The organism is Actinomyces marseillensis (assembly GCF_900155605.1).
GTDB classification, from domain to species: domain Bacteria; phylum Actinomycetota; class Actinomycetes; order Actinomycetales; family Actinomycetaceae; genus Pauljensenia; species Pauljensenia marseillensis.
In genome coordinates, this window is record NZ_LT707420.1 from 373481 (window position 1) to 396444 (window position 22964).

Consider the following 22964-nt stretch of genomic DNA (forward strand, 5'->3'; position numbering starts at 1 on the left):
TCACCACCCTCCCTGGTCGTCAGCCTTCTGTTCAATGATGGTTCCGCCCAGAATATCCAAAACCGCGGGAATCCCGAAGAGATTCGACTCGGACATGTCCTCATCATCGATGCTGGCGCTATCGTCTTCTGCAGCGGACACAGTGGGCGCTTCGAAGGGTTCATCCTCCGTTTCCGGCGAGGCCTCTTCCGCGTCACTCTCATCCGTTTCCTCGCGCTCGGCAAGCGCAGCAAAGTGCTGCGAGGGCAAGGGAGTTACCTCTGCAAAAGCAGGAACTGGGGGCGCCGATTCCTCTTCTTCGGGATCAAAACTGGGCGGCTGAATGACCGCCTCGCTCCATCCCGCGGTCGGCTCGAAAGACTCTGATTCGTCTTCGTCGTCTTCAGGCTGGTCGAGTGCACTGTCCTGAGGGGCCGCTGGCTGTGACGTTGGCTGTGACACGTGCTGCGAGGCAGCAGGCGCTTCGAGTTTTGCGTCGCCGTCTTCATCGGTTTCTTCGCCGGGATCAAAAGGGGGCGGCTCCTGGGTGCGCCAATCGTAAGACGCGGGCGACTGCGGGTCATAGGGCTGCGTTGCGTCAATCGGCTGAGCTGGAACACGCAATCCCTGCGTGGGTGCGTTTCCCGAAGCGTNTGACCAACGCTAAAGCGACAGCTGCAGCAAGAAAACGACTCAGGCGAACAGTGAGAAGACGAGATCGCTTGCGCTTTGTCTGGGGAGCACTGTGCTTGGGAGCGCGCGCTTGCGATTCGGTATTCGAAGCTTGGGGGGCAGAGCTTGTCATTGGCGCTCCTAGGAGGCGGGCCTGAGGATATAACCGGCTCCCCTGACCGTATGAATCATGGGGTCACGCCCAGCGTCGATCTTCTTACGCAAATACGAAATGTAGAGCTCGACGATGTTCGCCTGACCGCCAAAATCGTAGGACCATACGCGGTCGAGGATCTGCGACTTCGACAAGACAACGTTCGGGTTTTCCATGAAGTACCGCAGCAGCTCGAATTCGGTGTTCGTGAGCGTGATAGCTTCACCACCACGTGCAACATCATGCGAGTCTTCATCCAGGGTCAGATCACCAACGGTCAGAACACGTTCAGCGGTAACCGAAGCCATTCCAGACCGGCGAAGCAGGGCGTCGATTCGCGCGGTAACTTCATCCAAGTCAAAGGGCTTCGTCACATAGTCATCGGCACCAGCGCGCAGTCCTGCAACACGATCAGCAACCGCGTCACGAGCCGTCAAGAACAGGACCGGAAGATGGGGCTTGCGCTTACGCAGGCGTTCCAGAGTTTCCATCCCGTCAAGGCCGGGCATCTGGATATCCAAGACGACGACATCGGGGTCAAAAGTATCGGCCTTATCCAAGGCTTCCCAGCCATTGGCTGCGGTCTTTGTCTCCCAGCCCTGGTGCCTCAAGGCCGATCCCAAAAGCTCAGCGAGGACGGATTCATCGTCGACGACAAGAATGCGCGCGGGCGTCCCATCGGGGCGGATGAAGTTGGACTCTGTTGTACTCACGTCGAGATCCTTTCACAGTTTCCGTCGACGTTCAGGACATATTGCGTCGGCCTTCCATTGCCCGGCCCAGGGTAATGGAATCCGCGTATTCGAGGTCGCCGCCCACGGGAAGCCCCATGGCCAGACGCGTTGTTGTCACGCCAATGGTGGACAGGGTTCTGGCCAGATACGAGGCCGTTGCTTCCCCTTCGATATTCGGGTTCGTTGCAATGATGATTTCCTGAACGACACCGTCAGAGAGACGCCCCAAGAGCTGGCGAATCCTGAGTTGATCAGGGCCAATTCCGTGGATCGGGTCAATGGCTCCACCGAGCACGTGATAGCGTCCGCGGAAAACCCGAGAGTTCTCAATCGCCTGAATATCCTTCGGTTCCTGCACGACGCAGATAATGCTGGGATCGCGGCGCGGATCGCGGCAAATCGAGCATTCATCGTCTTCGGTGAGGTTCCCACACACCGAGCAATGCTTGACCTGGTGTCGCACCGCGTTGATCGCGGTCGTCAGGCGCTCGACGTCCTCAGGTTCGGCCTCGAGAAGGTGCAAAGCCATGCGTTGTGCGCTCTTTGGCCCAACCCCGGGAAGCTGGCCAAGTTCATCAATGAGATCTTGAAGAGCTCCTTCGTACACGCGTCACCACCCTCCCTGGTCGTCAGCCTTCTGTTCAATGATGGTTCCGCCCAGAATATCCAAAACCGCGGGAATCCCGAAGAGATTCGACTCGGACATGTCCTCATCATCGATGCTGGCGCTATCGTCTTCTGCAGCGGACACAGTGGGCGCTTCGAAGGGTTCATCCTCCGTTTCCGGCGAGGCCTCTTCCGCGTCACTCTCATCCGTTTCCTCGCGCTCGGCAAGCGCAGCAAAGTGCTGCGAGGGCAAGGGAGTTACCTCTGCAAAAGCAGGAACTGGGGGCGCCGATTCCTCTTCTTCGGGATCAAAACTGGGCGGCTGAATGACCGCCTCGCTCCATCCCGCGGTCGGCTCGAAAGACTCTGATTCGTCTTCGTCGTCTTCAGGCTGGTCGAGTGCACTGTCCTGAGGGGCCGCTGGCTGTGACGTTGGCTGTGACACGTGCTGCGAGGCAGCAGGCGCTTCGAGTTTTGCGTCGCCGTCTTCATCGGTTTCTTCGCCGGGATCAAAAGGGGGCGGCTCCTGGGTGCGCCAATCGTAAGACGCGGGCGACTGCGGGTCATAGGGCTGCGTTGCGTCAATCGGCTGAGCTGGAACACGCAATCCCTGCGTGGGTGCGTTTCCCGAAGCGTCCGGAGGCGTTGCAACCTGCCAAACGGAGGCTTCCTGTGGGGCCTCGGCGCGATGCTCAACTTCGCGGCGCTGCCCGCCGCGCTGGGGTGCCGACTGCTGGCCAGTTCCCTGCGTGGGCGGCGTAGCTGCGGCATGCGCGTTGGCTGAAGGCGTTGAAACCGCCGGGCCGCCACCTGCTTGTCCAACCTGTGCACTGACATTCAGGCGAATACCGAGAACGTCATAGATTGTTTCTTCAACGATTTGGGCTTTGCCGCCATTGGTGAAGCTGGCAACCATTCCCTGACTGGGGAAGAGCAGTACCAATTGGTCCCCGTCAATGGCGCCCAATTGTCCATTTTGCGAGAGCAAACTCCACACAACCCTGCTGTGGGTCGCGAGGCGTTCAACGACATCGCCCCAACGCTGGCGGATGAGGTCAGCACCTGCTGCTCCTCCAGCAGGGCGGCTCGGGGCCGCTGTTGGAGTAGTGGCGGGGGTGGGCGTAGAGGCCTGTGCGGGGGCCTCGGGCTGATCCGAATCATGCTTGGGCGAGCGCTGCTGGGGAACCGGAGCATTCTGTTCGGCCTGACGCTGCGCTGCCTGAGGCGCAGGGCCGTCTCCCCCACGCTGCGCCGGCTGGGCAACTTCCCAGCCACCGGAAGAAGCAGGGGATTCCGCGCGAGCTTCGGGAACAGACTGCGGCTGAATCTGAGTCTGCGGCTGATCCTGAGGAACGTCCTGCTCCCCACTCTTTTCGGCCTTCTTTCGAGCCAAGGCCTCCCGCGCTTGGCGAGCACCGAAAGAACCCGCACCCGCAGGCTTTTCTGCAGGCGCCCCTCCCCCAACGAGGCCAACTCCGCCAGAAAGCGAACCAGACCCACCACCAGGCTGCCCTTGCGCGGAAGCAACGTATCCGGCATCAGAGTGTGCGCTTGGGGCGGGTACCAAGATCCGGCCGATCAAGAGTTCAAGTTGAAGCCTGGGCGAGGTTGCACCCGTCATAGAACGCAAAGCCTGATCGGTCAGATCAGCGGCGCGCGAGAGCGCCTGAGTCCCCCAGTTCTTTGCCTGGATGCTCATGCGTTCAAATTGATCGCGTGGGGTACCAACCAGAACATCACTGGCGCCGTCACCCGCAACAGCGATGATCAGCAGGTCGCGCAGACGTTGGAGGAAATCCTCAACAAAACGACGCGGATCATGCCCCGAGGACACCATCTTTTCAATGACGCGATACGCTGCGCTTCCATCACCACCGGCAAGAGCATCAACGCTCTCATCCAAAAGCGCGGTATCCGTGTAACCAAGCAGTGCAACCGCGGTCTTATACGCGATTTCACCCTCGATAGCACCGGCCATGAGCTGATCCAGCACGGATAGCGAGTCACGTACAGAACCGCCACCGGCGCGAATAACCAGAGGCAAAACACCTTCACCGACGCGGATGTTCTCCTCATCGCACAGGGTGTGCAGATAGGGCTCCAAGATATCCGGTGGTACCAGGCGGAAAGGATAGTGATGCGTGCGGGAACGAATGGTTCCGATCACTCGTTCAGGTTCGGTCGTTGCGAAGATGAACTTCACGTGCTCGGGCGGCTCTTCCACGAGCTTGAGCAGAGCATTGAAGCCCTGGGGGCTGACCATGTGGGCTTCGTCGATGATGAAGACCTTGTAGCGGTCACGCACCGGTGCAAAAGTGGCGCGCTCACGTAGGTCACGGGCGTCATCCACACCACCGTGGGAGGCGGCGTCGATTTCAACAACATCGAGCGAACCCGGGCCACCAGTAGCCAGTTCACGACAGGACTCACACTGGCCGCAGGGAGTGTCCGTTGGGCCTTCAGCGCAGTTCAGGCAGCGCGCCAAAATACGCGCAGAGGTTGTCTTGCCACACCCACGAGGGCCAGAAAACAAGTACGCATGATTCACCCTGTGGGCGCGAAGAGCCGCGCGAAGAGGTTCGGTCACGTGTTCCTGACCGATGACCTGTTCGAAGGTATCGGGCCTGTACCGGCGATAAAGAGCTGTCGTCACACTTGAACTTTACGGCCCCGCGCGCTCATTTGCGTCCTGTTTTCGCCCCAAGCCGCAAGAACACCGCAAAAATCATAAAAGTGGAGGCCCAAGTAGTTTCCCACTTGGACCTCCACCGACTCACGTCTATGCCGTCGACTCAGCGGCGGCAACGCGCATTAGGAGATGCGGCCTCGGCGACGGAGGATAAGGAGCACGCCACCGGCGATCAGTGCGGCAACACCCACACCCAGGACCCCGGACTCAGCGCCGGTACGCGCCAACTTCGAGGGCACAGCCTTCGGGTTCGGCTGCTTCGGGGGCTGCGGAGCCGGAGGAACTTCCTTCTCCATGTATCCGAAGTCGACGTTCTCAACGGTCGGGTTCGACTCACCAAGCTCGATCAGCTCGGACTGAGAATCCTTGAGCGTATCGGGATCAAGAGTGACCTCGAGGCCGTTCAAGACACCGGTCGTATCAACCTTCACGCGGTACTTGCCATCGGGCAGGTGCGAGAACTTGTACGCGCCGTTGGAATCCGTGGTGGTGGTCTCCACGACGTTTCCGTTCTCATCGAGCAAGGTCACCTTGACCGAGGGGAAGCCGGGATCGCTGGGATCCTTGACGCCGTTGCGGGCCTCGTCACGGAAGATCGTGCCGCTGATCGAGTTGTTCTCGATGTAACCGAAGTTCACACCACTCTGAGTGCGGTTCGCGTTGTTCAGGGAGATCGTTCCAGAGGTCGAATCCGCGACGCCGTCGGGATCCTCAGTCTGGTCCAGGCCCTTGAGCGTTCCGGTCGTATCAACCTTGACGCGGTAGTCACCGGCGGGCAGCTTGGAGAAGCTGTAGGCGCCGTTGGCATCCGTCGTTGTGGTCGCCACAACATTGCCCGCCGAATCCAGCAGGTTCACGGTGACACCCGCGTAGGGATTCTCGGTGGAATCATGGGAGGCACTGCGGTTTCCATCGCGGTAAATCGTGCCGGAGAGCGAGTAATCCGGAACGTAACCGAAATTAACGCCTTCCTTCACGCTCTGGGTCGGATCCAGGGTAATGGGCTCGGAGGCATTGTCCTTCGTACCATCCGGGTCCTCGGTCTGCTCGGTATCCGCAAGGGCGCCGTCCTTGACAACCTTCACCGAGTAGGTGCCATCGGCCAGGTGCTCGAAGGAGTAGCTGCCATCCGCGCCGGTCTGAGTCGTCGCAATGACGTTGCCGTTTTCATCCAGCAGCTGGACGGTCTGGCCTTCGTAGCCCTCCTCGCCGGAGTTCAGGGAAGAGGAACGGTTATCGTCGCGGTAGACCGAACCCTTGATGATGTTGTTCGGGTTGTATCCGAAGTTCACACCGGTCTGGGTCGGGTTGTCCGCACCGATCGAAATCTTGCCAGAAGCATTGTCCTTCGTACCATCAGGGTCCTCAGTCTGGTCCATATCCTTGATGGCGCCATCCTTGACGACCTTCACGGTGTAGTCACCGGCAGGCAGATTGGAGAAGGAGTAGTTTCCGTCAGCGTCGGTCGTGGTCGTTGCAACGATGTTGCCCGAGGCATCAACCAGGTTGACGGTGACACCCTGGAAGACGGTTTCGCTTGCGTCCTTGGATTCGGAGCGGTTCGAATCGCGGTAGATGTTACCGGCGATCGAGTAGTCCGGAACGTAACCGAAGTTCACACCGGACTTCTTCGGGTTGGCCTCGTTCAGAGTGATCTTTTCCGAGGCGTTGTCCTTGGTTGCGTCGGGGTCTTCGGTCTGCTCGGTATCCGCAAGCGCACCATCCTTCACAACCTTGATGGAGTATTCCCCATCGGGCAGGTTGGAGAAGGAGTAGTGGCCGTTGGCATCGGTCGTCACGGTAGAGATGACGGTGCCGTCCTTATCCAGCAGCTGAACGGTGACTCCGGTGTAGCCCGGCTCGTTGCCGTTCTGGCTACCGTTGCGCGAGTCATCGCGGTAGACGCTTCCCTCAATAGTGTTGTTGGAAACGTAACCGAAGTTGATGTTCTCGTGGATCGGATCCTCAAGCTTGAGCGTGTACACGCCAGAGGTATTGTCCGCGGTTCCATCCGGATCCTCGGTCTGTACCAGGTCAGCCAACGCTCCATCCTTGACAACGCGGACCTTGTAGTCGCCCGCTTCCAAGTTCTGGAACTTGTACGCGCCCTGCGCGTCGGTGGTCGTGGTGGCCACAACGTTACCTGTCGAGTTCAGCAGTTCGACAGCCACGCCCTGGTAGAGCTTCTCGCCGGAATCCAGCGCCTCGGAGCGGTTGCCATCGCGGTAAATCGTGCCCTTGAGGGTGTAGTTGGTTGCGAAGCCGAAATCGACCTTGTCCTTGGAAGGGCTGGCGTTGTTCAGGGTGAACTGTGCAGTCGAGTTCTGGGTCTGCTCCAGCTTCTTGAGCAGGTCTGACTGCTCAACCTCCACAGAGTACTTTCCTGCAGGAAGCTTGCCAAAGGAGTAAGAACCATCGGCCGCAGTCGTGGTAGTGGCGGCGACGTTTCCATCCTTATCCAGCAGGTTGACGGTGATCCCGCCAAATCCCTGTTCACCCGTACCCATCGACGAGTTACGGTCCTTGTCGTAGTAGACCGAACCCGTCACGGTGTAATTCTTTGCGTAACCGAAGTTCACATCGGTGACATCGGGATCATTACGCGTGAAGGTGATGGGGTTGGACTGCGAGTTTGCCGCGCCGCTGGGGTCTTCGGTCTGCTCGAAGCCAGCGAGCTTGCCCGTCGTATCCACCTTGACCGTGTAGGTACCGTCCAGCAGGCCGGGAAAGTTGTAATTTCCCGAGGCGTCAGTGGTGGTGGTTGCAACAACGTTGCCCGAGCCGTCGACCAGGGTGACAGTCACGCCGGAGAGATTGATGTCATCCCCGTTCTTCGTCTTATCGCGGTTTTCATCCTGGTAAATGTTGCCCGAGATCGCGTGCTTCTTCACGTAACCGAAGTTCACGTTCTCACGAACGGGGTTGTCCGTGTTGAGCGTAATTGCACCGGAGGCATTGTCCTTCGTGCCATCGGGGTCTTCGGTCTGAGTCAGGTTGGCGAGATCCCCATCCTTGACGACCTTGACCGTGTAGGTGCCCGCGTCGAGCTTAGCGAATGAGTAGTTACCATCCGCGTCAGTCGTGGTAGTGGCAACAACTGCTCCGGCTGCGTCCACAAGGTTCACGGTGACACCGTTGAAGCCCTCTTCACCGGCGGTGTAGGACGAGGAGTCGTTCTTATCGAAGTAGACCTTACCCGCGAGGCGGTGCTTGACGGTGATCGTCGTGCTTGCCTTGTTGTTGTTCAGGTTGACGTCGTAAGGAGGCAGGTCCTTGAATTCGACGTTGTTGGTGATGGTCTTGCCATCTGTTCCATCGTTCAAGCGAACTGTCACGTACAGCGAGGCGTGGCTTCCCGCGGTCAGGTCGCCAATGGTCCACACTCCACTGTTCGCATCGTAGGTGCCTGCAGCGGCGCCGGCCTCGCACGCGTCCGGGGTACCCGACACGTAGCCGGTGGGGCACATGAAGGATTCGGACTTCACGAAGGTGACGCCGTCAGGCAGTTTCTCCAAAACCTTGGTGTTCGCCGACAAACCCTGACCCGTGTTTGCGGCGTCGACGCGGAAGGTTACTTCATCGCCGGGTGAGAGCGCCGAGGCATCGGAGGCGACGCTCTTGTTCAGCGCGACGTCGAAGGCCGAGGCGATAGCGACCTTGAAGGGTTCGCTGGGGAAGACCGCTTGGTTCGAGGAGGCCTGGGTTGCTGCGATTGCAACCGATTCGTAGGCCACGCCATTAGCGTTATCGGGAGCCTTGATCGGGACGATCAGGGGGATCGATGCACCGCCCTCGATCGGGGTGGTCTTGCCGTTGATGTAGATGCGGTAGGACTTGACGTCACTCCACGAAGCCGGGTTCGAGGTCCAGTTGTTATCGCATCCTGCGGGTCCGTCCGCCTTGGCCTTTCCGCGTTCCATGACCTCACCGCGGCAAGGATTGTACGAGGTCGAGTACTCGATGCTGACCTGAGAGGGGTCAATTCCATTTCCGGCTTGGACTTGGATTGGTCCGGTCATGATGGGTGCCCACTCGGAACCACGGCTTGCACTGGTGCGAACTGCCGTGTCGCCGACGTGCGGCAGGGTGCCGTAGACGGTCATATCCGACAGGTTGGCGTTACCGGTGTTGGTCGGGGTGATGCGGAAGGTGCCGTTTTCACCCTGACGGATCAGTGAGGTGCCGTCGTTGTACTTCATGTACACCGAGCCGGGGACTGAGCCGAGGCTCTCAAGGACGACGCCTGCTGCAGCCAGCTCGTTGACGCTCATGCCTGAGGTTACGGGGCAGACCTTATCGGTGACAGAGCCATTGGCATTGATGTCGTAGATATCGGTGGTGCCCGAGTAGAAGCAAGGATCGGCGTTCTGGTATTCGCGCTCTGCAGGGGAGATGAATGCCTGGTTCGTGTAGGTTCCGGGCTTCATCTTGTTGGTGACGAGGCCTCGCAAGGTGACGCCTGTAGCGTCAACACCCTTGAAGCCGGGCCACGTAACGGTCACCAATTGGCGCGAGCATCCGCTTGCGTCCGTGACCCAACGCGAGGAGTCGACGGTTGCGTTGAAGCCTCGTGGTCCACCCGCAACCGAGTTCTCGACATAGGTCATGCCACAGGGAAGGAGGTCGGCAATGATCGGCTGAGCCGGTGCAGACATCGTCCGGTTGTTGGCAACGATGGAGAAGGTCACTTCCTGGCCCGGAGCTGCTTGAGAGTTCGCAATGGTCGACTTTGCGTTGTAGTACGAGGGACGCGAGGTCTCAAGCAGGAGGATGTCACAGAGGTTATCCGCAGGGATACCAATGGACTGAGTCCCGTCTTCGGACTTCATCGACAGGTCGGTCACGCAGTTCTGGACGCGAACCCACGAGGGATCTGTTCCAGCCTTCCACGCATTTGAATTCGTGTCGGCACGAACGTAGTCGGCCCCGGCTTCAGTCGTGGGAGTCTTCGCGTTGATCTGACCCTGGACAATGAAACGTCCGTTTTCCGAGGGGTTCAGGGTCTGCTTGTAGTGGAACTTCGTGATGTATTCGTCTGCTGCCAGGACAGTTGAATCGAACTTCTTCGAGGCGGTAAGCGTTTGAGTGCCCGTATTGCCCTTATTGGTCCAGTAGGTGAATTCGACCGGAGAAGTCGTGTTGAGTTCTGCCCCGCGAGCAAACATCAGAGGGTTCGCACAGTCGGTTGATCCATCAGTTGGCGAGGTCAGTGCGCAGCTGAGGTAGTCGGTGTATTCAAGAACAATCGGCATGTTTGAGGTGTTGCTGTACCAGTAGAGCCACATGCCGTTTTGACCGCGCTTGAACTGTTGCAGGGCATTCTTGGAGAAGGTACCGCCATAGGTGACCCTGTCGGCAAAGTCGTGCGAGACCGAGGAATTAGCGGCTGCGGTCTTCGTGGGATCACCGTAGGGGCTACCCGTAACGGTTGCGGTATTGGTAACCGTCGTATCTGCACAGGTCGTCGGGTAGTTGAGCGTGACGTTGATTGTCAGAGTCACGACATTCGGAACCATCGTTCCCAGATCCCAAGTAAGGGAGTGTGTCGCTGCGTCGTAGGTCGGTTCTGCTCCAGTGAACTCAGATCCATCAGTTGAGCCCTGGGAAGTTGCGCTGACGTAGACAGCACAGCTCGGCAGTTTATCGACCAGCTTCGTGTTGACAACTGCGAGCTTTCCACGGTTCGGACCAAGCGTTCCGGAGGTAATCGTCGGTGTCAAGGAATAGGTAACGTTGCTACCCTTTGGACCGATCGCGGTGGGCTTCTTCTTTGTCAGAGCAAGAGTAGTTTCCGCATGGTTAGTAACCTTCGTATCGTCGGTCACTGTCGTATCTGCCGAAGTAAATGAAACCTCGGGCGACACTGTCGACTGATCAGGCGTGTAGCTGTTCGGCATTTCGAAGGTGATGACAGCTTGGTAGGAGTTACCCGCGGGAATACGTCCCATGTTGTAGGTAACGTAAGCGTCGGTGGTAGCTCTTCCCGGAGTGATATTCGCGCTCACCGCAGGCGTTCCCGAAGCAGCAGTTGCTGCAAGGTTTGCTGCAACTGCCTTATCGATGGCATCGCCCGCCTGGTTCACAGCATGGGGAATGCGCACCTTAATCACGGAGTCCACGCAGTCCTCGGTCACCGAAGTACACGACCATGAGACGGTGTACTTCTGGGTATCGCCGGAATTGTAGGAAGTCTTTTCCGGGGTAATGCTGACGTTGAGGACGGGAGTTGCGGCGCGGCTGGGGTTATTTCCCAGTCCAAAAACCACGAGGGTTGCGACGATCAAGACTGACAACATCTGACCGGCGCGGCGCCAGACAGAGCGCGAACCGACGTTATGCACTGTGTTCTCCTGTTGAAGGTAGAGATGGATCAGGTCGATTCTATTTGTAATAAGGTGACACGTATATACGGATTCACATTTGTATCGACAAATAACTAGTGACCTGCGCGAATGCCCGGATGTTGAGGGCGAAGAGATTGGCTCTCCAGCTGGAAGAATGATGAGTTTTTCGAGGTCTCAAAAATAGGTCGCTACGTAACCACATGTGCGTAGTTACACAGGATAAATCCCGCCATTTTGGCGCCCAAATACAAAAGAACCCCCCGCGTACCCGGCAGCGCACCCTTATCCTTGCTGCATTCCTGCCCTGGGGAGGTTCGGATGATACCGTCACACGGAGGATCCGGGAACAGTCTACACGGAGCAGAGCTTTCGCGGCGACCCGTGGTAATGAATACAATCTTCCTCCCGCTTCCCCTAGCCCTCCAAGCCACATATTTGGCCAGCTCACCCACTCGATATAAACTTGAATCGAATGAGCGCATCCCCATCACCGCGTTTGAACATATAGGTAGAAAGCTGGTTGGAATTTCAATGCGAACCAAACTGACTTGTGCAGCGACAGCACTACTCTTCGTCGCAGCAGTACCCGTCTTTGCTCAGCAGTCGGCGCAGGCCGCCGAGGTCGCGGGCCCCGCCACCTGCTACATCGCAGACGAAAACGAAACCATTCTTGAGCCTCGCCAGGAGTACCAGCCCGCCCCTGGCGCTGCGACGCTCCCCTCAACACCCAGCCCCGTCGTCCCGGGGTCTTACACCTTGCAGACCTCCGCGCCTGCCGTGAACTTTGATCCAGACAATCCTGCCATGCACTTTGTCTGCGAGGTTCAGTACTCACACCTCGGACGGATTCGTCTGGTCGATCCCTCTGGTCAAGTTTTGGCTTCGACGGTCTATACCAATGACCAAACGGATCCTTCTCGCGCAGCGTCAACCGCTCTCCCCCAGCTTCCCGGTGGCTACGAGATCGTTCCCGGCCAGTCGGTCTTCGGCTTTAACGAGGCTGCGCAGACCGTGGACCCGAACAATCCGGCTGACGCGCGCGCGGTTGGTCGCGATACCGACATCGTGATCCGACAGATCGCCGCAACGCCGACTCCCGCGCCCTCCACCTCTCAGCCTCCGGCTCCGACTCAGCCTGCAACGCCAACGACCGTTGCCCCGAGTCCTTCAACAACGGCTCCCACCACGCCTGCTCCTGACCAGCCGACGACTCAGTCGCCTAAGAAGCCTGCACTGGCAAAGACTGGTTTCGAATCAGGAATTTTGGTTGCCGCCGCTCTTGTAGCAACTGCTGGCGGCACTGCCGTGACTGCTCGCAAGCGTCGCGCCTGATTTCCGAGGCGATATAGAGTTTCCGCCCGTCCGCACACTGCGGGCGGGCGGGGTCTTTCTTTTTCCAAATGCGCTCGTGCTCATTACGAGCATGCGAGTCGAGAGCGATCCGCTGATTCGAGACTATAACCCGCGCGGTAAAATTAAGGGTATTTATCCCATCAGAGCGACTAGATAGGGGATACCTAGTCTATGGAATCGCGTGACACCCCAACAAAGTTTGTTCTTGATGTGGTCGCGCTTTTGGAAGCGTTAGGCGACCGTGAGTATATTCCTGTCTTCTTAGAAATGCTCGAATACGACGGCCCGGACGTAGAGGGCGCGGTCGCTGCGCTTGTCGAGCACAAGCAAGTTAACCAAGATTGGATTGAGCGGCTCGTTGCTTTTAATGACGAGTATGCCGGAGCTTTTGATTTTGAACTCGAAGAACTCCGCGCGGGCTTCGCAGCGCAAAATGCCAATACTGCTGCATAGCTAACTGAAGCAACCCTAAACCCCGCCGCGACTTGCGAGCGGGGTTTTCTCATGCCTCCCGCACCTGCGCAGGAACGGGTTTTCTTATACCCGATCCGCATGGAAGGACACTAGATCTCTTCACCGCGGTATAGGCGCTCGCCCTATATTTTTCACACACTGTGTCCCTCTCGATCCCTGGAGGGAATTTCTGCAAGATAACCGAACCTCAAATTGATGGGGGCGTATTGGGGCCACTTTTAGCGCCCCCAAAGGTACCTATCGGTATATATCGGTTTCAATACACACAGCCCAAAAACGTTGCAAACAAAGGAAAAACCCCGGGATCCGTTGAGATCCCGGGGACGTACTGCGGAGGATGGGGGATTCGAACCCCCGAGGGCTTGCACCCAACACGCTTTCCAAGCGTGCGCCATAGGCCACTAGGCGAATCCTCCGGAGCGTGAAACACGCACCTCGTAATGCTAGCGGAATTCGCCGAAATCGCGAAATTTTGATGCCAATATCCAGCGTGGAATCCCTCACCATAGGGAATACCACGCGCGTGAATTTCCTACTTCAGCCCACTAAAGGCAAGCATCCAAGCTAAAACCCAGAAGACAATGCCGACGCTGCCAGCACCAATTGCCCCCGTCGCGGCCTTGCGCCCTACGCCGTTCATCGACGTTGACTGCACAAGCCCGATCGTCCCCAAAATGACTGCGATAAATGCGGGAATGAAGAGCAAAGAGAAGCACCCGCACCATGCGGCAGCAGTGGCAACGGAATTCACTTGAGGCTTAGGTGAGGTATAACCGGGCGAGGAAAATACGTAGAGCAGCGCCGGATCATCGCTACCCGGAAAGACCATTTGTGTCTGCTGGGGCTTTGGAGTCTCAAGGTGCGGGGTTGGACCATAGGGATCGTCAATTCCAACGGTTGCGGCCTGAGTTGCGGCACCGTTTACGCCAGCTTGCCCAGGGGCACTGTTTGCAGCTGCCGCGCCCTGCCCGCTGATCCCACTCCCGCCGGGAGCATAGGGGTTTAATGCACTCATCAGGCTCCCTTCATGTTCTTCCTTCCTCAAGGATGCCACATCGAGGGCTTCTGATGTGAGGCGCCACATAGCGAGCGGTTTTATGTTCAAGCGCAAAAGAAGGCTATGATGGTGTTCCGACCGGTTTCGGCCCAGACCTTTTAACTGATCGGAGATTTAACAGCATGTCTGTTGCACAATCTGGATTCTTCCGCTGGAAACTTCATGGCGATGGCACCAGTATTGCTCCCGGGGACGTAGTTCTTCCCGGCGAACGTCTTTCTTGGCCTCGAACAATTGGAATTGGCGCACAACACGTCGTTGCAATGTTCGGGGCAACTTTTTTGGTTCCCTTGCTCACCGGATTCCCGCCGTCAACGACGCTGTTCTTCTCGGCAATCGGAACGCTCCTCTTCTTCCTTATCACTGCAGGACGACTCCCAAGTTATTTGGGGTCGTCCTTCGCTTTAATTTCGCCGATCATGGCCGTCTCCGGAATGCAGGATCTCGGTCCGAGCTTCGCTCTGGGCGGCATCATTGCCACCGGCGCAACCCTGGCTCTTGTCGGCATCATCGTTCACTTCGCAGGTGTGCGCTGGATTGACGCCATCATGCCCCCGACCGTCACCGGCGCAATCGTCGCCCTCATCGGTCTGAACCTTGCGCCCGCCGCATGGAACTGGGTCAAGACCGGCCCCATCACCGCCGTCATCACGATCGTCTCGATCTGCTTGATCACGGTCCTCTTCAAGGGCATCATCGGCCGCCTCTCCATCCTCTTCGGCGTGCTCATTGGCTACATTGCTGCAGTGTTCCAGCACGAGGTCAAGTTCGATGCAGTTCGCGAGGCCGCATGGTTCGGTCTGCCGCAATTCCACACCCCCTCCTTCTCCGTCTCCACTCTGGGCCTCTTCGTCCCCGTGGTCTTCGTCCTCATCGCCGAAAACGTCGGCCACGTGAAGTCCGTGTCCGCAATGACCGGCGAGAACCTTGACGATCTGACCGGACGCGCACTCTTCGCAGACGGTGTCTCCACCATGCTCGCAGGTGCGGGCGGCGGTTCCGGTACGACGACCTACGCCGAGAACATCGGCGTTATGGCCGCAACCCGCGTCTACTCGACGGCTGCCTACATCGTCGCAGCATGCTGCGCCTTCCTGCTCTCCCTCATGCCCAAGTTCGGTGCGCTCATCGCAACGATTCCCTCCGGTGTCCTCGGCGGCGCCGGTACCGTTCTCTACGGCATGATCGGCATGCTCGGCGTGCGTATCTGGGTCCAGAACCGCGTGGACTTCGCCAACCCGGTCAACCTCAACACCGCTGCTATCGCACTGATCGTCGCAATCGCAGACTTCACCTGGGACATCAGCGGCATGACCTTCGGCGGTATCGCCCTGGGCACCGGCGCTGCGATCATCGTCTACCACGGCATGCGCGGCATCTCGAAGCTGCGTGGAACCAACCTTGAGCAGGCCTCGCCCGCTTCGGCTCCCGCGGGATCCGAACTCGAGAGCGAACCCTACGCTTCACGGCATCGCTCCACTCAAGCCTGATCGACTCTGATTACTCGGGGCCGGGGGTGTTCGAAAGGACACCCCCGGCCCCGACTTTTACCCACAACGGCCTATACTCCTATCCAGTAACTAAACCGGACGTCCGTTACAGTTATGTGCTAGCATCTTCGCATGCGCTCCGAATCGGCCCGAGCTCGTTGGGCCTTCTTGCTAATCATTTCCCTCGGGTTATTCATCGTTGCTGCAGATAACTCGATCCTCTACGTTGCGCTTCCCACCCTTCGAGCCGAACTCCACACGAGCCACCAACAAGGCCTGTGGATCATCAACGCCTACCCCCTTGTCCTCGCTGGCCTGCTCCTCGGAACCGGGACGCTCGGAGACAAAATCGGGCACCGTCGCATGTTCGAAATCGGACTCACGATTTTCGGCATCGCATCGGCGGTTGCAGCATTCGCACCCAACGTTGGTGTTCTCATCGGCGCCCGCGCATTCCTCGGAGCCGGAGCAGCAGTCCTGATGCCCTCCACACTCGCCCTCATCCGCCAGACCTTCTTCGAACCCCGCGAGCGCAACACCGCGATTGGAATCTGGGGCTCGGTCGCGACAGTCGGCTCCGCCGTCGGCCCCCTTCTGGGCGGCTTCCTCCTGACCCACACCTGGTGGGGCGCAGTCTTCCTCATCAACATCCCGATCGTCATCATCGCTCTTGCGGGCACCTATCTCATTGCGCCGGACAATTTCCCCAATCCCAAGCGAAATTGGGATTTCATGTCCTCCCTCTACGCAACCGTCACCATGGTCGGCCTGGTCCTTACCATCGAAAATCTTGCACACACCCCCATCGACACCACTTTGGTGACAACGGGAGTCGTCCTCTTTGCGATCGGCCTCGCCCTATTCGTCCACCGCCAGCGCTTCCTTGACACCCCACTCCTCACCCTGGACGTCTTCAAGAGCCGCCTCTTCACCGCCGGTTTCCTCGGAGCGTTTCTTGGAATGTTCGTCGTCTCAGGAATTGAAATCCTCACAACCCAGCGCTTCCAGCTCTCCGCCGGATTCACCCCGCTCCAAGCCGGCCTCGTGACCGGCGCAGTCGCAATCGCTGCTTTCCCCGGCGCAATCTTCGGTGGCCGCTACGTTGATCGCATCGGTTTTCGGACGGTCATCTCGGGAGGCTACGTTATCGCGACCATCGCTGGAATCCTTGCGGTCTTTGCCATACGCGAAGGTTTCTTCCCGCTCTTCATGATTGCCCTGGTCCTCGTTGGTACGGGTACCGGCCTGGCCATGAGCGTCACTTCCACTGCGATCATCGGCTCCGCTCCCGCGCGCCGCACTGGCATGGCCTCGGCAATTGAATCGGTTTCTTACGAATTTGGAACCATGCTTTCGGTCGCCATCCTCGGCTCGCTGATGTCACTTTTCTACACAATCAACGCCGCGCCCGAAGTTGCACATAGTATGGATGCCTCGGCTCATAATCCGGCTCTTGCCCCCATGGCCGCCTCTGCTATCGATACCGCCTACACGTGGACGCTGTGCATCGCGATTGCAGTATCTTTCACCGCTGCCGTCGTCACCGCCGCGCTTCTGACAGACAACCCGAAGGAGACCAAGTATGCGCACGAGTAAAAAATCCCTGCTCATTCAGGCCGCCCTCGAGATTATCGATAAGAAGAGCCTGGACGCCCTGACCTACGATTCGCTGGCGAAGGCTTCAGGAATGTCGAAGTCCGGCCTGCTCTACCACTTCCCCTCGCGCGCGGCGCTGCTTTTGGCGCTCAACGAGCACTTGGCCTCGTCGTGGCGAGCAAGCCTGCTCGAGGCCGCGGGCGCCCCGCCCGAAGAACTTTCCCCCCGCGAACGCTTGCGTGCCGTCGTCGAGGTTCTCTCACAAAGCGCAACCCGCGCAGACCTCTTGCTTGCTTTGGATACGCACACCAGCGAAGAAGGCGCCGAGGTGTGGGACAACATTTTGGGCCCCTGGCTGCTCCCGCGTGAGGAAATCCTTGCGGATCCAGACATTTACCTGCTGTACATCATCGCCGATGGTTTGTGGGTCCACGACCACATCAATTCCTACGATCTGACCACCCAGGAACGCCGCGCACTGATTTCTGCGGCTCTGGCCTATCTGGACTCGCTTCCAGACCTTTCGCACGCTCGCTTTTAGCGGCGCCCGGCGACTTTTACTTCGTCGATTTCACCAGCAGACAGGTGCTGGGGCCTTTGAGGTTGTCGTGGTTTTCCTGCACGCGCTGCAGATCTTCGGCGGTCAGTGCGCCGTTGTAGAGCGAACCCAGAAGAACCGTGACGCCGGGTTCGGTATTGTCGGTCAGGGTCACTCGCGATGAGGGGAAGAAACGCGCCACCGTGTAGGCCTGGTCCACTGACTGCGGGCCTGCCTGGATTTGTGCCGATCCCGCGTACTCCGGTGAGGAGTTGGAGGGGTCAGCGACCTGGAAACCGACGGTCTTCAGCATGTCCGAGGCGTCGCGCGCAACCCCTGAACGCGAGGTTGTGTTCAGTACTTGGACCTTGATTCCCGAGGCCGCAAGGGGCTGGGTTTCTTCGCTGGGGCAGGGGATATCTCCCGCCGAGGCGTACTCGACCTTCGCGGAAAAACCGTTGAGGAAGGGGATGGGAAGGATTCCCGTCAGCACCAAAAGGCTCAACACACTGACGCCAGCCATGACTGAGAACACGATCGAGAAGATCGAGTTCTGCTTGAGCTGGCGTTCGCGGCGGTAGAGCTCGCGTCGGGACAGTTGAGGTTGTGGTGCACTCACAGAACTAACCTACTTCACCGACGCTACTTTGTGCACGAATTAGACCAGGAAAATCAGTGTCATCGTTGCAACCAAGGCGATGACGGCGAAAAGCGGAAGGGCTCCCTGCTTAATGGCTGCGCTTCGCTTATCCGGCGAGGTGATGAAGAGGAGCAGTGCTGCAGCGAGCATCGAGCCGGTCCCAAAGAGCATGAGGGCGAGGCCAACGGCCGGGGACGCGAACACGTAGACGAGGACCCCTACGAATACCTCAAGCGCGAGAAAGAGGTTGTAAAAGCCTTGGTTGAAGGCCATTTCTTTCGTGTTTTCAGCCGCTTCTGCACTCATGTTGAAGGTTGCGCGGGTGCGCTCGGAGGTCCAGGAGATTGACTCCATATAGAAGATGAAAACGTGAAGCAGCGCGGAAAGAATGGCAAAAGCCATTGCAAGGATCATCATGGGGAAAGCTCCTCACGCATGTTGATGTTTGAGACTCAATGAGTCTACGCCGGATAGCAGTTGTCGGGAGCGCGATATCACGCGCTCCCGACAACCCATAGCCGCTGCACTCAACCCCACTTCAGTGCACATCGCGGCCATTGACACGCTCGGCTCCTCCCCATGACACACGGAGCAACCGAGCTCGTCGTTTTCTAGGCAGGTCTGAACTGAAAAGATTCAAACCCAAGTTTTTCAATGTCGTCGGCCAAGGATTGGACCTCGAAGTCCCACGCAGCATCGCCGGCGTTAAAACCCTGGGCCGTGCCCAAAGCGCGAGCCTGTTGCAAAGCGAAGTGAGTTGCCCCCAGATCCTTCACACAAGAGGCAACCTCGTAACCATCACGAGGCCCATCGGGGTACACCGTGAGGCGCACCTCGTAGGAAACCCCAGAATCGAGGACTTCACCCAAGCTCTCCCACGCTTTCGGCCCCGCATTTGGGCGCCCAGCCACGGCCTCGTAATTGGGACCGGACATCGCCTTGATGTCGATACCGACCCAATCCACAAGGCCGGTGCGTAGGATCTCGCGCAGACGCGCGGGATAGGGACCCGCCGTATGCAATCCAACCTCGAAACCAAGCTCACGCACGCGTTGCATGGCCGGGAGGACGGCCAACTGGCGCGTGGCCTCGCCACCGGAAAAGACCACGCCGTCGAGCAGACCCCGACGCCGACCCAGCAGTTCCTCGACACTCTCCCACGAGACCACTCCCGGGATCTTCGGGTCGATAATCGCCTGATTGTGGCAGTACGGGCACGCCCAAGGACACCCTTGGGCGAACACTGTCGCCACAAACTTCCCCGGCCAGTCCACGCTGGACATCGGGGTCAGACCCGCGATCTGCAGGTCCGAGGCGGTCAGGGTTGCAAGGTTCATCGCTGGTCCACGGGCGGGAAAGCGCTCACCAGTTCGCCATGCTCAGACGCCGCAGCCTCGGAGAACATCGTGCGCTCGGCGTACTCGCCCTTCTTGCCGATATTGAAGGACTTCACGGGGCGGAAGTAGCCCATGACGCGGGTCCAGACCTCGCACTCTTGGGGTTCGCGCTCGGGGTGAGCGTGAGCGCACTTCTCGCAGGTGAAGTGTTCGCCGGCGAGGTAGCCGTGTACGGGGCAAATCGAGAAGGTCGGGGTGATGGTGATGTAGGGGACCTTGAAGGCGGTGAGTGAACGACGCACCATTTCCTTGCAGGCCGCACCCGAGCTCATGCGCTCGCCCATGTACAGGTGCAAGACCGTGCCGCCCGTGTACTTGCCCTGCAAGACTTCCTGATCTTCCAAAGCCTGGAAGGGATCGTCGGTGTAACCCACGGGAAGCTGCGAGGAGTTCGTGTAGTAGGGCTGTTCCTCGGTTCCGGCCTGGAGGATTCCCGGGTAGTGCAAGCGGTCGGCCTTCGCGAAACGGTAGGTCGTTCCTTCGGCGGGGGTTGCCTCGAGGTTGTACATGTGGCCGGTGGCTTCTTGGAGCTCGACCATGCGCTCACGGATGTGGTCAAGGATTGCGCAGCACATGTCGAATCCCGCGGGATCGGTGATGTCGTAGGCGTCGCCCGAGAAGTTGCGGACCATCTCGTTCATGCCGTTGACGCCGATGGTGGAGAAGTGGTTGTTCAGGTGGCCGAGGTAGCGCTTGGAGTAGGGGAAGAGCCCGTGATCCATGTGGTACTGAATCGTTTCACGCTTTGCCTCCAGGCTCTCTGAACCGACGTTGATCAGTCGGTCCAGTTCCTTGACGAGGCCGTCCATGTCTCCCGCGAACCGGTACCCCAGGCGTGCCATGTTAATGGTGACAACACCGATGGAACCGGTCAGTTCTGCTGAACCGAAAAGTCCGTTTCCACGCTTGAGCAGCTCGCGAAGATCCAGCTGGAGACGGCAGCACATCGAGCGAATCATGTGCGGGTCCAGATCGGAATTGATGAAGTTCTGGAAGTAGGGCAGACCGTATTTTGCGGTCATTTCGAAGAGTGCCTCAACGTTTTCGCCCTCCCAATCGAAGTCGGGAGTGATGTTGTAGGTCGGGATGGGGAAGGTGAAGACGCGGCTATCGGCGTCTCCCCCGGTCATGACCTGGATGAAGGCACGGTTAACAAGGTCCATTTCCTTCTGGAGCTCACCGTAGGTGAAATCAACGATCTCATCACCGATCAGCGGGTGCTCATCAACCAAGTCATCGGGGCAGGTCCAATCGAAGGTGAGGTTGGTGAAGGGGCACTGGCTTCCCCAACGCGAAGGCACGTTGAGGTTGTAGATCAGTTCCTGCATGCACTGAAGGATCTCGTCGTAGGTCATATTGTCCAGACGAACGAAAGGCGCCATGTAGGTATCGAAGGAGGAGAAGGCCTGGGCTCCGGCCCACTCGTTCTGCAGCGTGCCAAGGAAGTTAACAATCTGACCGCACGCGGAAGAGAAGTGCTTGGGGGGCGCCGAGGCGATCGCGCCGCTGACCCCGTTGAAGCCCTCTTGAATGAGTCGCTTGAGTGACCATCCTGCACAGTAGCCGGCGAACATATCGAGATCGTGGATGTGAATGTCACCGTTGCGGTGTGCCACGCCCGCTTCGGGAGAATAGACGCGCTCCAACCAGTAGTTCGCAATCATCTTTCCGGCGGAGTTGAGGATCAAACCACCCAGTGAGTATCCCTGGTTGGCGTTTGCGTTGACGCGCCAGTCAGAGCGGTCGAGGTATTCCTCGACCGTTGAGATCGCGTCGATTTCGTAGCGTGTTGAGGGAGACGTAGTCACGATTGACCTTTCAGGCTTACTTGGCATCATCGCTGTGGAGGCACAATATCTAGTGCTTGAGACGAACGCATCCCACAATATCTAGTGGCAATACTGAAGGGGTGGGGGCGACATGCGGAGTGTCGCGACTCGCGCAAAATGCACAATTTACGCGCGGCGGTGCACGCCTCGATCAAAGCCCTGAACAGACTGTGAATAAGTTTTGCGTATTTACTCGCCTGAGAGGCGATCAACCTCGTGGATCACGAGGCCACCAACTGCAATCACCGCAAAAGAAGAAATCCCCGCAAGCACATGAGCCCTGCGTGGCAAAGCATCCAAGAACTCCGCGTAGGTAATACCCCCGGAGCCCATCTGCGCCAAATCATTGGGAGTCAATGCCCACAGGGAATACACCAAGCCCAAGGCAGCGACAATCGCACTTGCAAGCGCAATAACAACCATCGCCTTTTGCACAGGAACCCCGTGGCGAGGCCTGTCCTCCAGAGGACACAGGATCAACGCCCAAAAACCGCACACGGCCATCGCCACCAGCACATCTGAAGGACGATGCCAGCCAAACATCATGACGGAAATTCCCACAAGCGAGGTCCACAGGTACCCGATCCACGCCGCTGGGCCTCGGAACCATTCGGGAGCAATCATCACCAAGGCCAGTGCAAGGGACATCGCAACAGTCGTGTGACCCGAGGGAAGCGAATTCACCGTCGCAGCGGACATGTGGTAGTCGGGGCGCTCAATCAGAAGCTTGGCAACCTGGGTCGTCGTATTGGCTGCGATCACCATTCCAAGCGCGCGGCCCGCAAGAGTTGGGCGACGACGCAGCCAGGCAATCACAACGACCACTACCCCGATAATGATCATTGCCGGAACAGAGATGATGTGCGTAACCGTGCGGCCAAGGGAGCCGAGCGGGTCGGCCCAGCGCATTGCCGCTTCCATTGACAAGGTGTCAATTGCTTGGCCCTTGACGGTAAAGATTGCGAGGAAAGCGATGATGGCGCTGAGGAGCGCGCACCCTGCCGCGGCGCTAATGCGCCGGAAAAGGCGAGGGCGGTAGCGCCTGGAGGCGGCCTTTGTGGGCGCGGGCGAGGCCGGGCGGTTGATGCGCGCAAATGCGGGACGCGCACCTCGGGGTCCTTCGGGGTGGGCCGAGGCCTCGGGAAGGGTACGCGTTGCACCCTCCCCCACGGATGACGCACCCGTGGAAGGTGCGGAAAAGACTTCGGTTTCACCATTGGCGAAGGGAGTTTCGGAAGGGTGCGACTGACGCTCTGTCATCGACTACTCCTTCCCTCTAGGCACCGCCTTCGAAGGCTTTATTTTAGTCATCAATACAGAGGTTTATCTATCTGAATGCTTGGTTTTTGCTCGGTTGACCGGGATGACTTTGCCGAATTTTTCCCATCCCTTATCTCGAGCCTTGACCCCGT

16 protein-coding genes, 1 tRNA gene and 1 other RNA gene are annotated in these 22964 nt (G+C 58.5%); 5 read left to right on the forward strand and 13 right to left on the reverse strand.

The window, feature by feature from the left end; genetic code table 11:
- From BQ8011_RS01570 to ffs, 6 genes are all read right to left on the reverse strand, one after another.
- Positions 1 to 603, reverse strand: a complete 603-nt coding sequence (locus tag BQ8011_RS01570; protein WP_077209658.1) for a hypothetical protein — start codon at positions 601 to 603, stop codon at positions 1 to 3.
- Between the two features lie 189 nt (positions 604 to 792).
- Entirely contained in the window at positions 793 to 1518 is a 726-nt protein-coding gene (locus BQ8011_RS01580; protein WP_072456957.1) for a response regulator transcription factor, read from the reverse strand.
- Between the two features lie 31 nt (positions 1519 to 1549).
- Positions 1550 to 2146, reverse strand: coding sequence for a recombination mediator RecR (recR, locus tag BQ8011_RS01585; protein WP_072456959.1), 597 nt, complete (start codon positions 2144 to 2146; stop codon positions 1550 to 1552).
- A 3-nt stretch (positions 2147 to 2149) separates the two neighbouring features.
- Positions 2150 to 4798, reverse strand: a complete 2649-nt coding sequence (locus BQ8011_RS01590; protein WP_072456961.1) for a DNA polymerase III subunit gamma and tau — start codon at positions 4796 to 4798, stop codon at positions 2150 to 2152.
- A gap of 158 nt (positions 4799 to 4956) precedes the next feature.
- Entirely contained in the window at positions 4957 to 11175 is a 6219-nt protein-coding gene (locus BQ8011_RS01595) for an SdrD B-like domain-containing protein (RefSeq protein WP_072456963.1), read from the reverse strand.
- A gap of 250 nt (positions 11176 to 11425) precedes the next feature.
- Positions 11426 to 11522, reverse strand: an RNA gene (ffs, locus tag BQ8011_RS01600) — signal recognition particle sRNA small type.
- 187 nt (positions 11523 to 11709) lie between these two features.
- Here ffs and BQ8011_RS01605 point away from each other — a divergent pair.
- Complete coding sequence (locus BQ8011_RS01605; protein WP_072456965.1) at positions 11710 to 12510, forward strand: hypothetical protein; 801 nt, start codon at positions 11710 to 11712, stop codon at positions 12508 to 12510.
- Between the two features lie 192 nt (positions 12511 to 12702).
- Positions 12703 to 12984: a hypothetical protein gene (locus BQ8011_RS01610; RefSeq protein WP_034501104.1), complete on the forward strand. Its 282-nt coding sequence runs from the start codon at positions 12703 to 12705 to the stop codon at positions 12982 to 12984.
- A 352-nt stretch (positions 12985 to 13336) separates the two neighbouring features.
- On the opposite strand, the gene BQ8011_RS01615 is transcribed toward BQ8011_RS01610, so the two are convergent.
- Together BQ8011_RS01615 and BQ8011_RS01620 are read right to left on the reverse strand one after the other, a co-directional pair.
- Positions 13337 to 13421, reverse strand: a tRNA-Ser gene (locus BQ8011_RS01615).
- Positions 13422 to 13537: 116 nt separating this feature from the next.
- Positions 13538 to 14020 carry a DUF4190 domain-containing protein gene (locus tag BQ8011_RS01620; RefSeq protein ID WP_072457824.1) on the reverse strand — a complete coding sequence of 161 codons (483 nt, stop codon included), beginning with the start codon at positions 14018 to 14020 and terminating at the stop codon, positions 13538 to 13540.
- Between the two features lie 164 nt (positions 14021 to 14184).
- Between BQ8011_RS01620 and BQ8011_RS01625 the strand changes: the two genes are divergently transcribed.
- The 3 genes from BQ8011_RS01625 to BQ8011_RS01635 all read left to right on the forward strand — a co-directional run bounded on the left by BQ8011_RS01625 (position 14185) and on the right by BQ8011_RS01635 (position 17689).
- Positions 14185 to 15552, forward strand: a complete 1368-nt coding sequence (locus BQ8011_RS01625) for a uracil-xanthine permease family protein (protein WP_034501103.1) — start codon at positions 14185 to 14187, stop codon at positions 15550 to 15552.
- 132 nt (positions 15553 to 15684) lie between these two features.
- Positions 15685 to 17148: an MFS transporter gene (locus BQ8011_RS01630; RefSeq protein ID WP_072456967.1), complete on the forward strand. Its 1464-nt coding sequence runs from the start codon at positions 15685 to 15687 to the stop codon at positions 17146 to 17148.
- Positions 17135 to 17689: a TetR/AcrR family transcriptional regulator gene (locus BQ8011_RS01635; RefSeq protein WP_034501100.1), complete on the forward strand. Its 555-nt coding sequence runs from the start codon at positions 17135 to 17137 to the stop codon at positions 17687 to 17689. Before BQ8011_RS01630 ends, BQ8011_RS01635 begins: the two co-directional genes overlap by 14 nt.
- 16 nt (positions 17690 to 17705) lie before the next feature.
- Here the strand turns inward: BQ8011_RS01635 and BQ8011_RS01640 are convergent, their stop codons facing one another.
- From BQ8011_RS01640 to BQ8011_RS01660, 5 genes are all read right to left on the reverse strand, one after another.
- Positions 17706 to 18305, reverse strand: coding sequence for a LytR C-terminal domain-containing protein (locus BQ8011_RS01640; protein ID WP_034501097.1), 600 nt, complete (start codon positions 18303 to 18305; stop codon positions 17706 to 17708).
- A 39-nt stretch (positions 18306 to 18344) separates the two neighbouring features.
- Positions 18345 to 18743, reverse strand: a complete 399-nt coding sequence (locus BQ8011_RS01645) for a DUF1304 domain-containing protein (RefSeq protein WP_072456969.1) — start codon at positions 18741 to 18743, stop codon at positions 18345 to 18347.
- A gap of 194 nt (positions 18744 to 18937) precedes the next feature.
- On the reverse strand, positions 18938 to 19663 hold the full coding sequence (locus tag BQ8011_RS01650; protein ID WP_072456971.1) for an anaerobic ribonucleoside-triphosphate reductase activating protein: 726 nt from the start codon (positions 19661 to 19663) through the stop codon (positions 18938 to 18940).
- Positions 19660 to 21531 carry a ribonucleoside triphosphate reductase gene (locus BQ8011_RS01655; protein WP_072456974.1) on the reverse strand — a complete coding sequence of 624 codons (1872 nt, stop codon included), beginning with the start codon at positions 21529 to 21531 and terminating at the stop codon, positions 19660 to 19662. Before BQ8011_RS01655 ends, BQ8011_RS01650 begins: the two co-directional genes overlap by 4 nt.
- 210 nt (positions 21532 to 21741) lie before the next feature.
- Positions 21742 to 22812, reverse strand: a complete 1071-nt coding sequence (locus tag BQ8011_RS01660) for a phosphatase PAP2 family protein (RefSeq protein WP_083429966.1) — start codon at positions 22810 to 22812, stop codon at positions 21742 to 21744.
- Between the last annotated feature and the right edge of the window lie 152 nt (positions 22813 to 22964).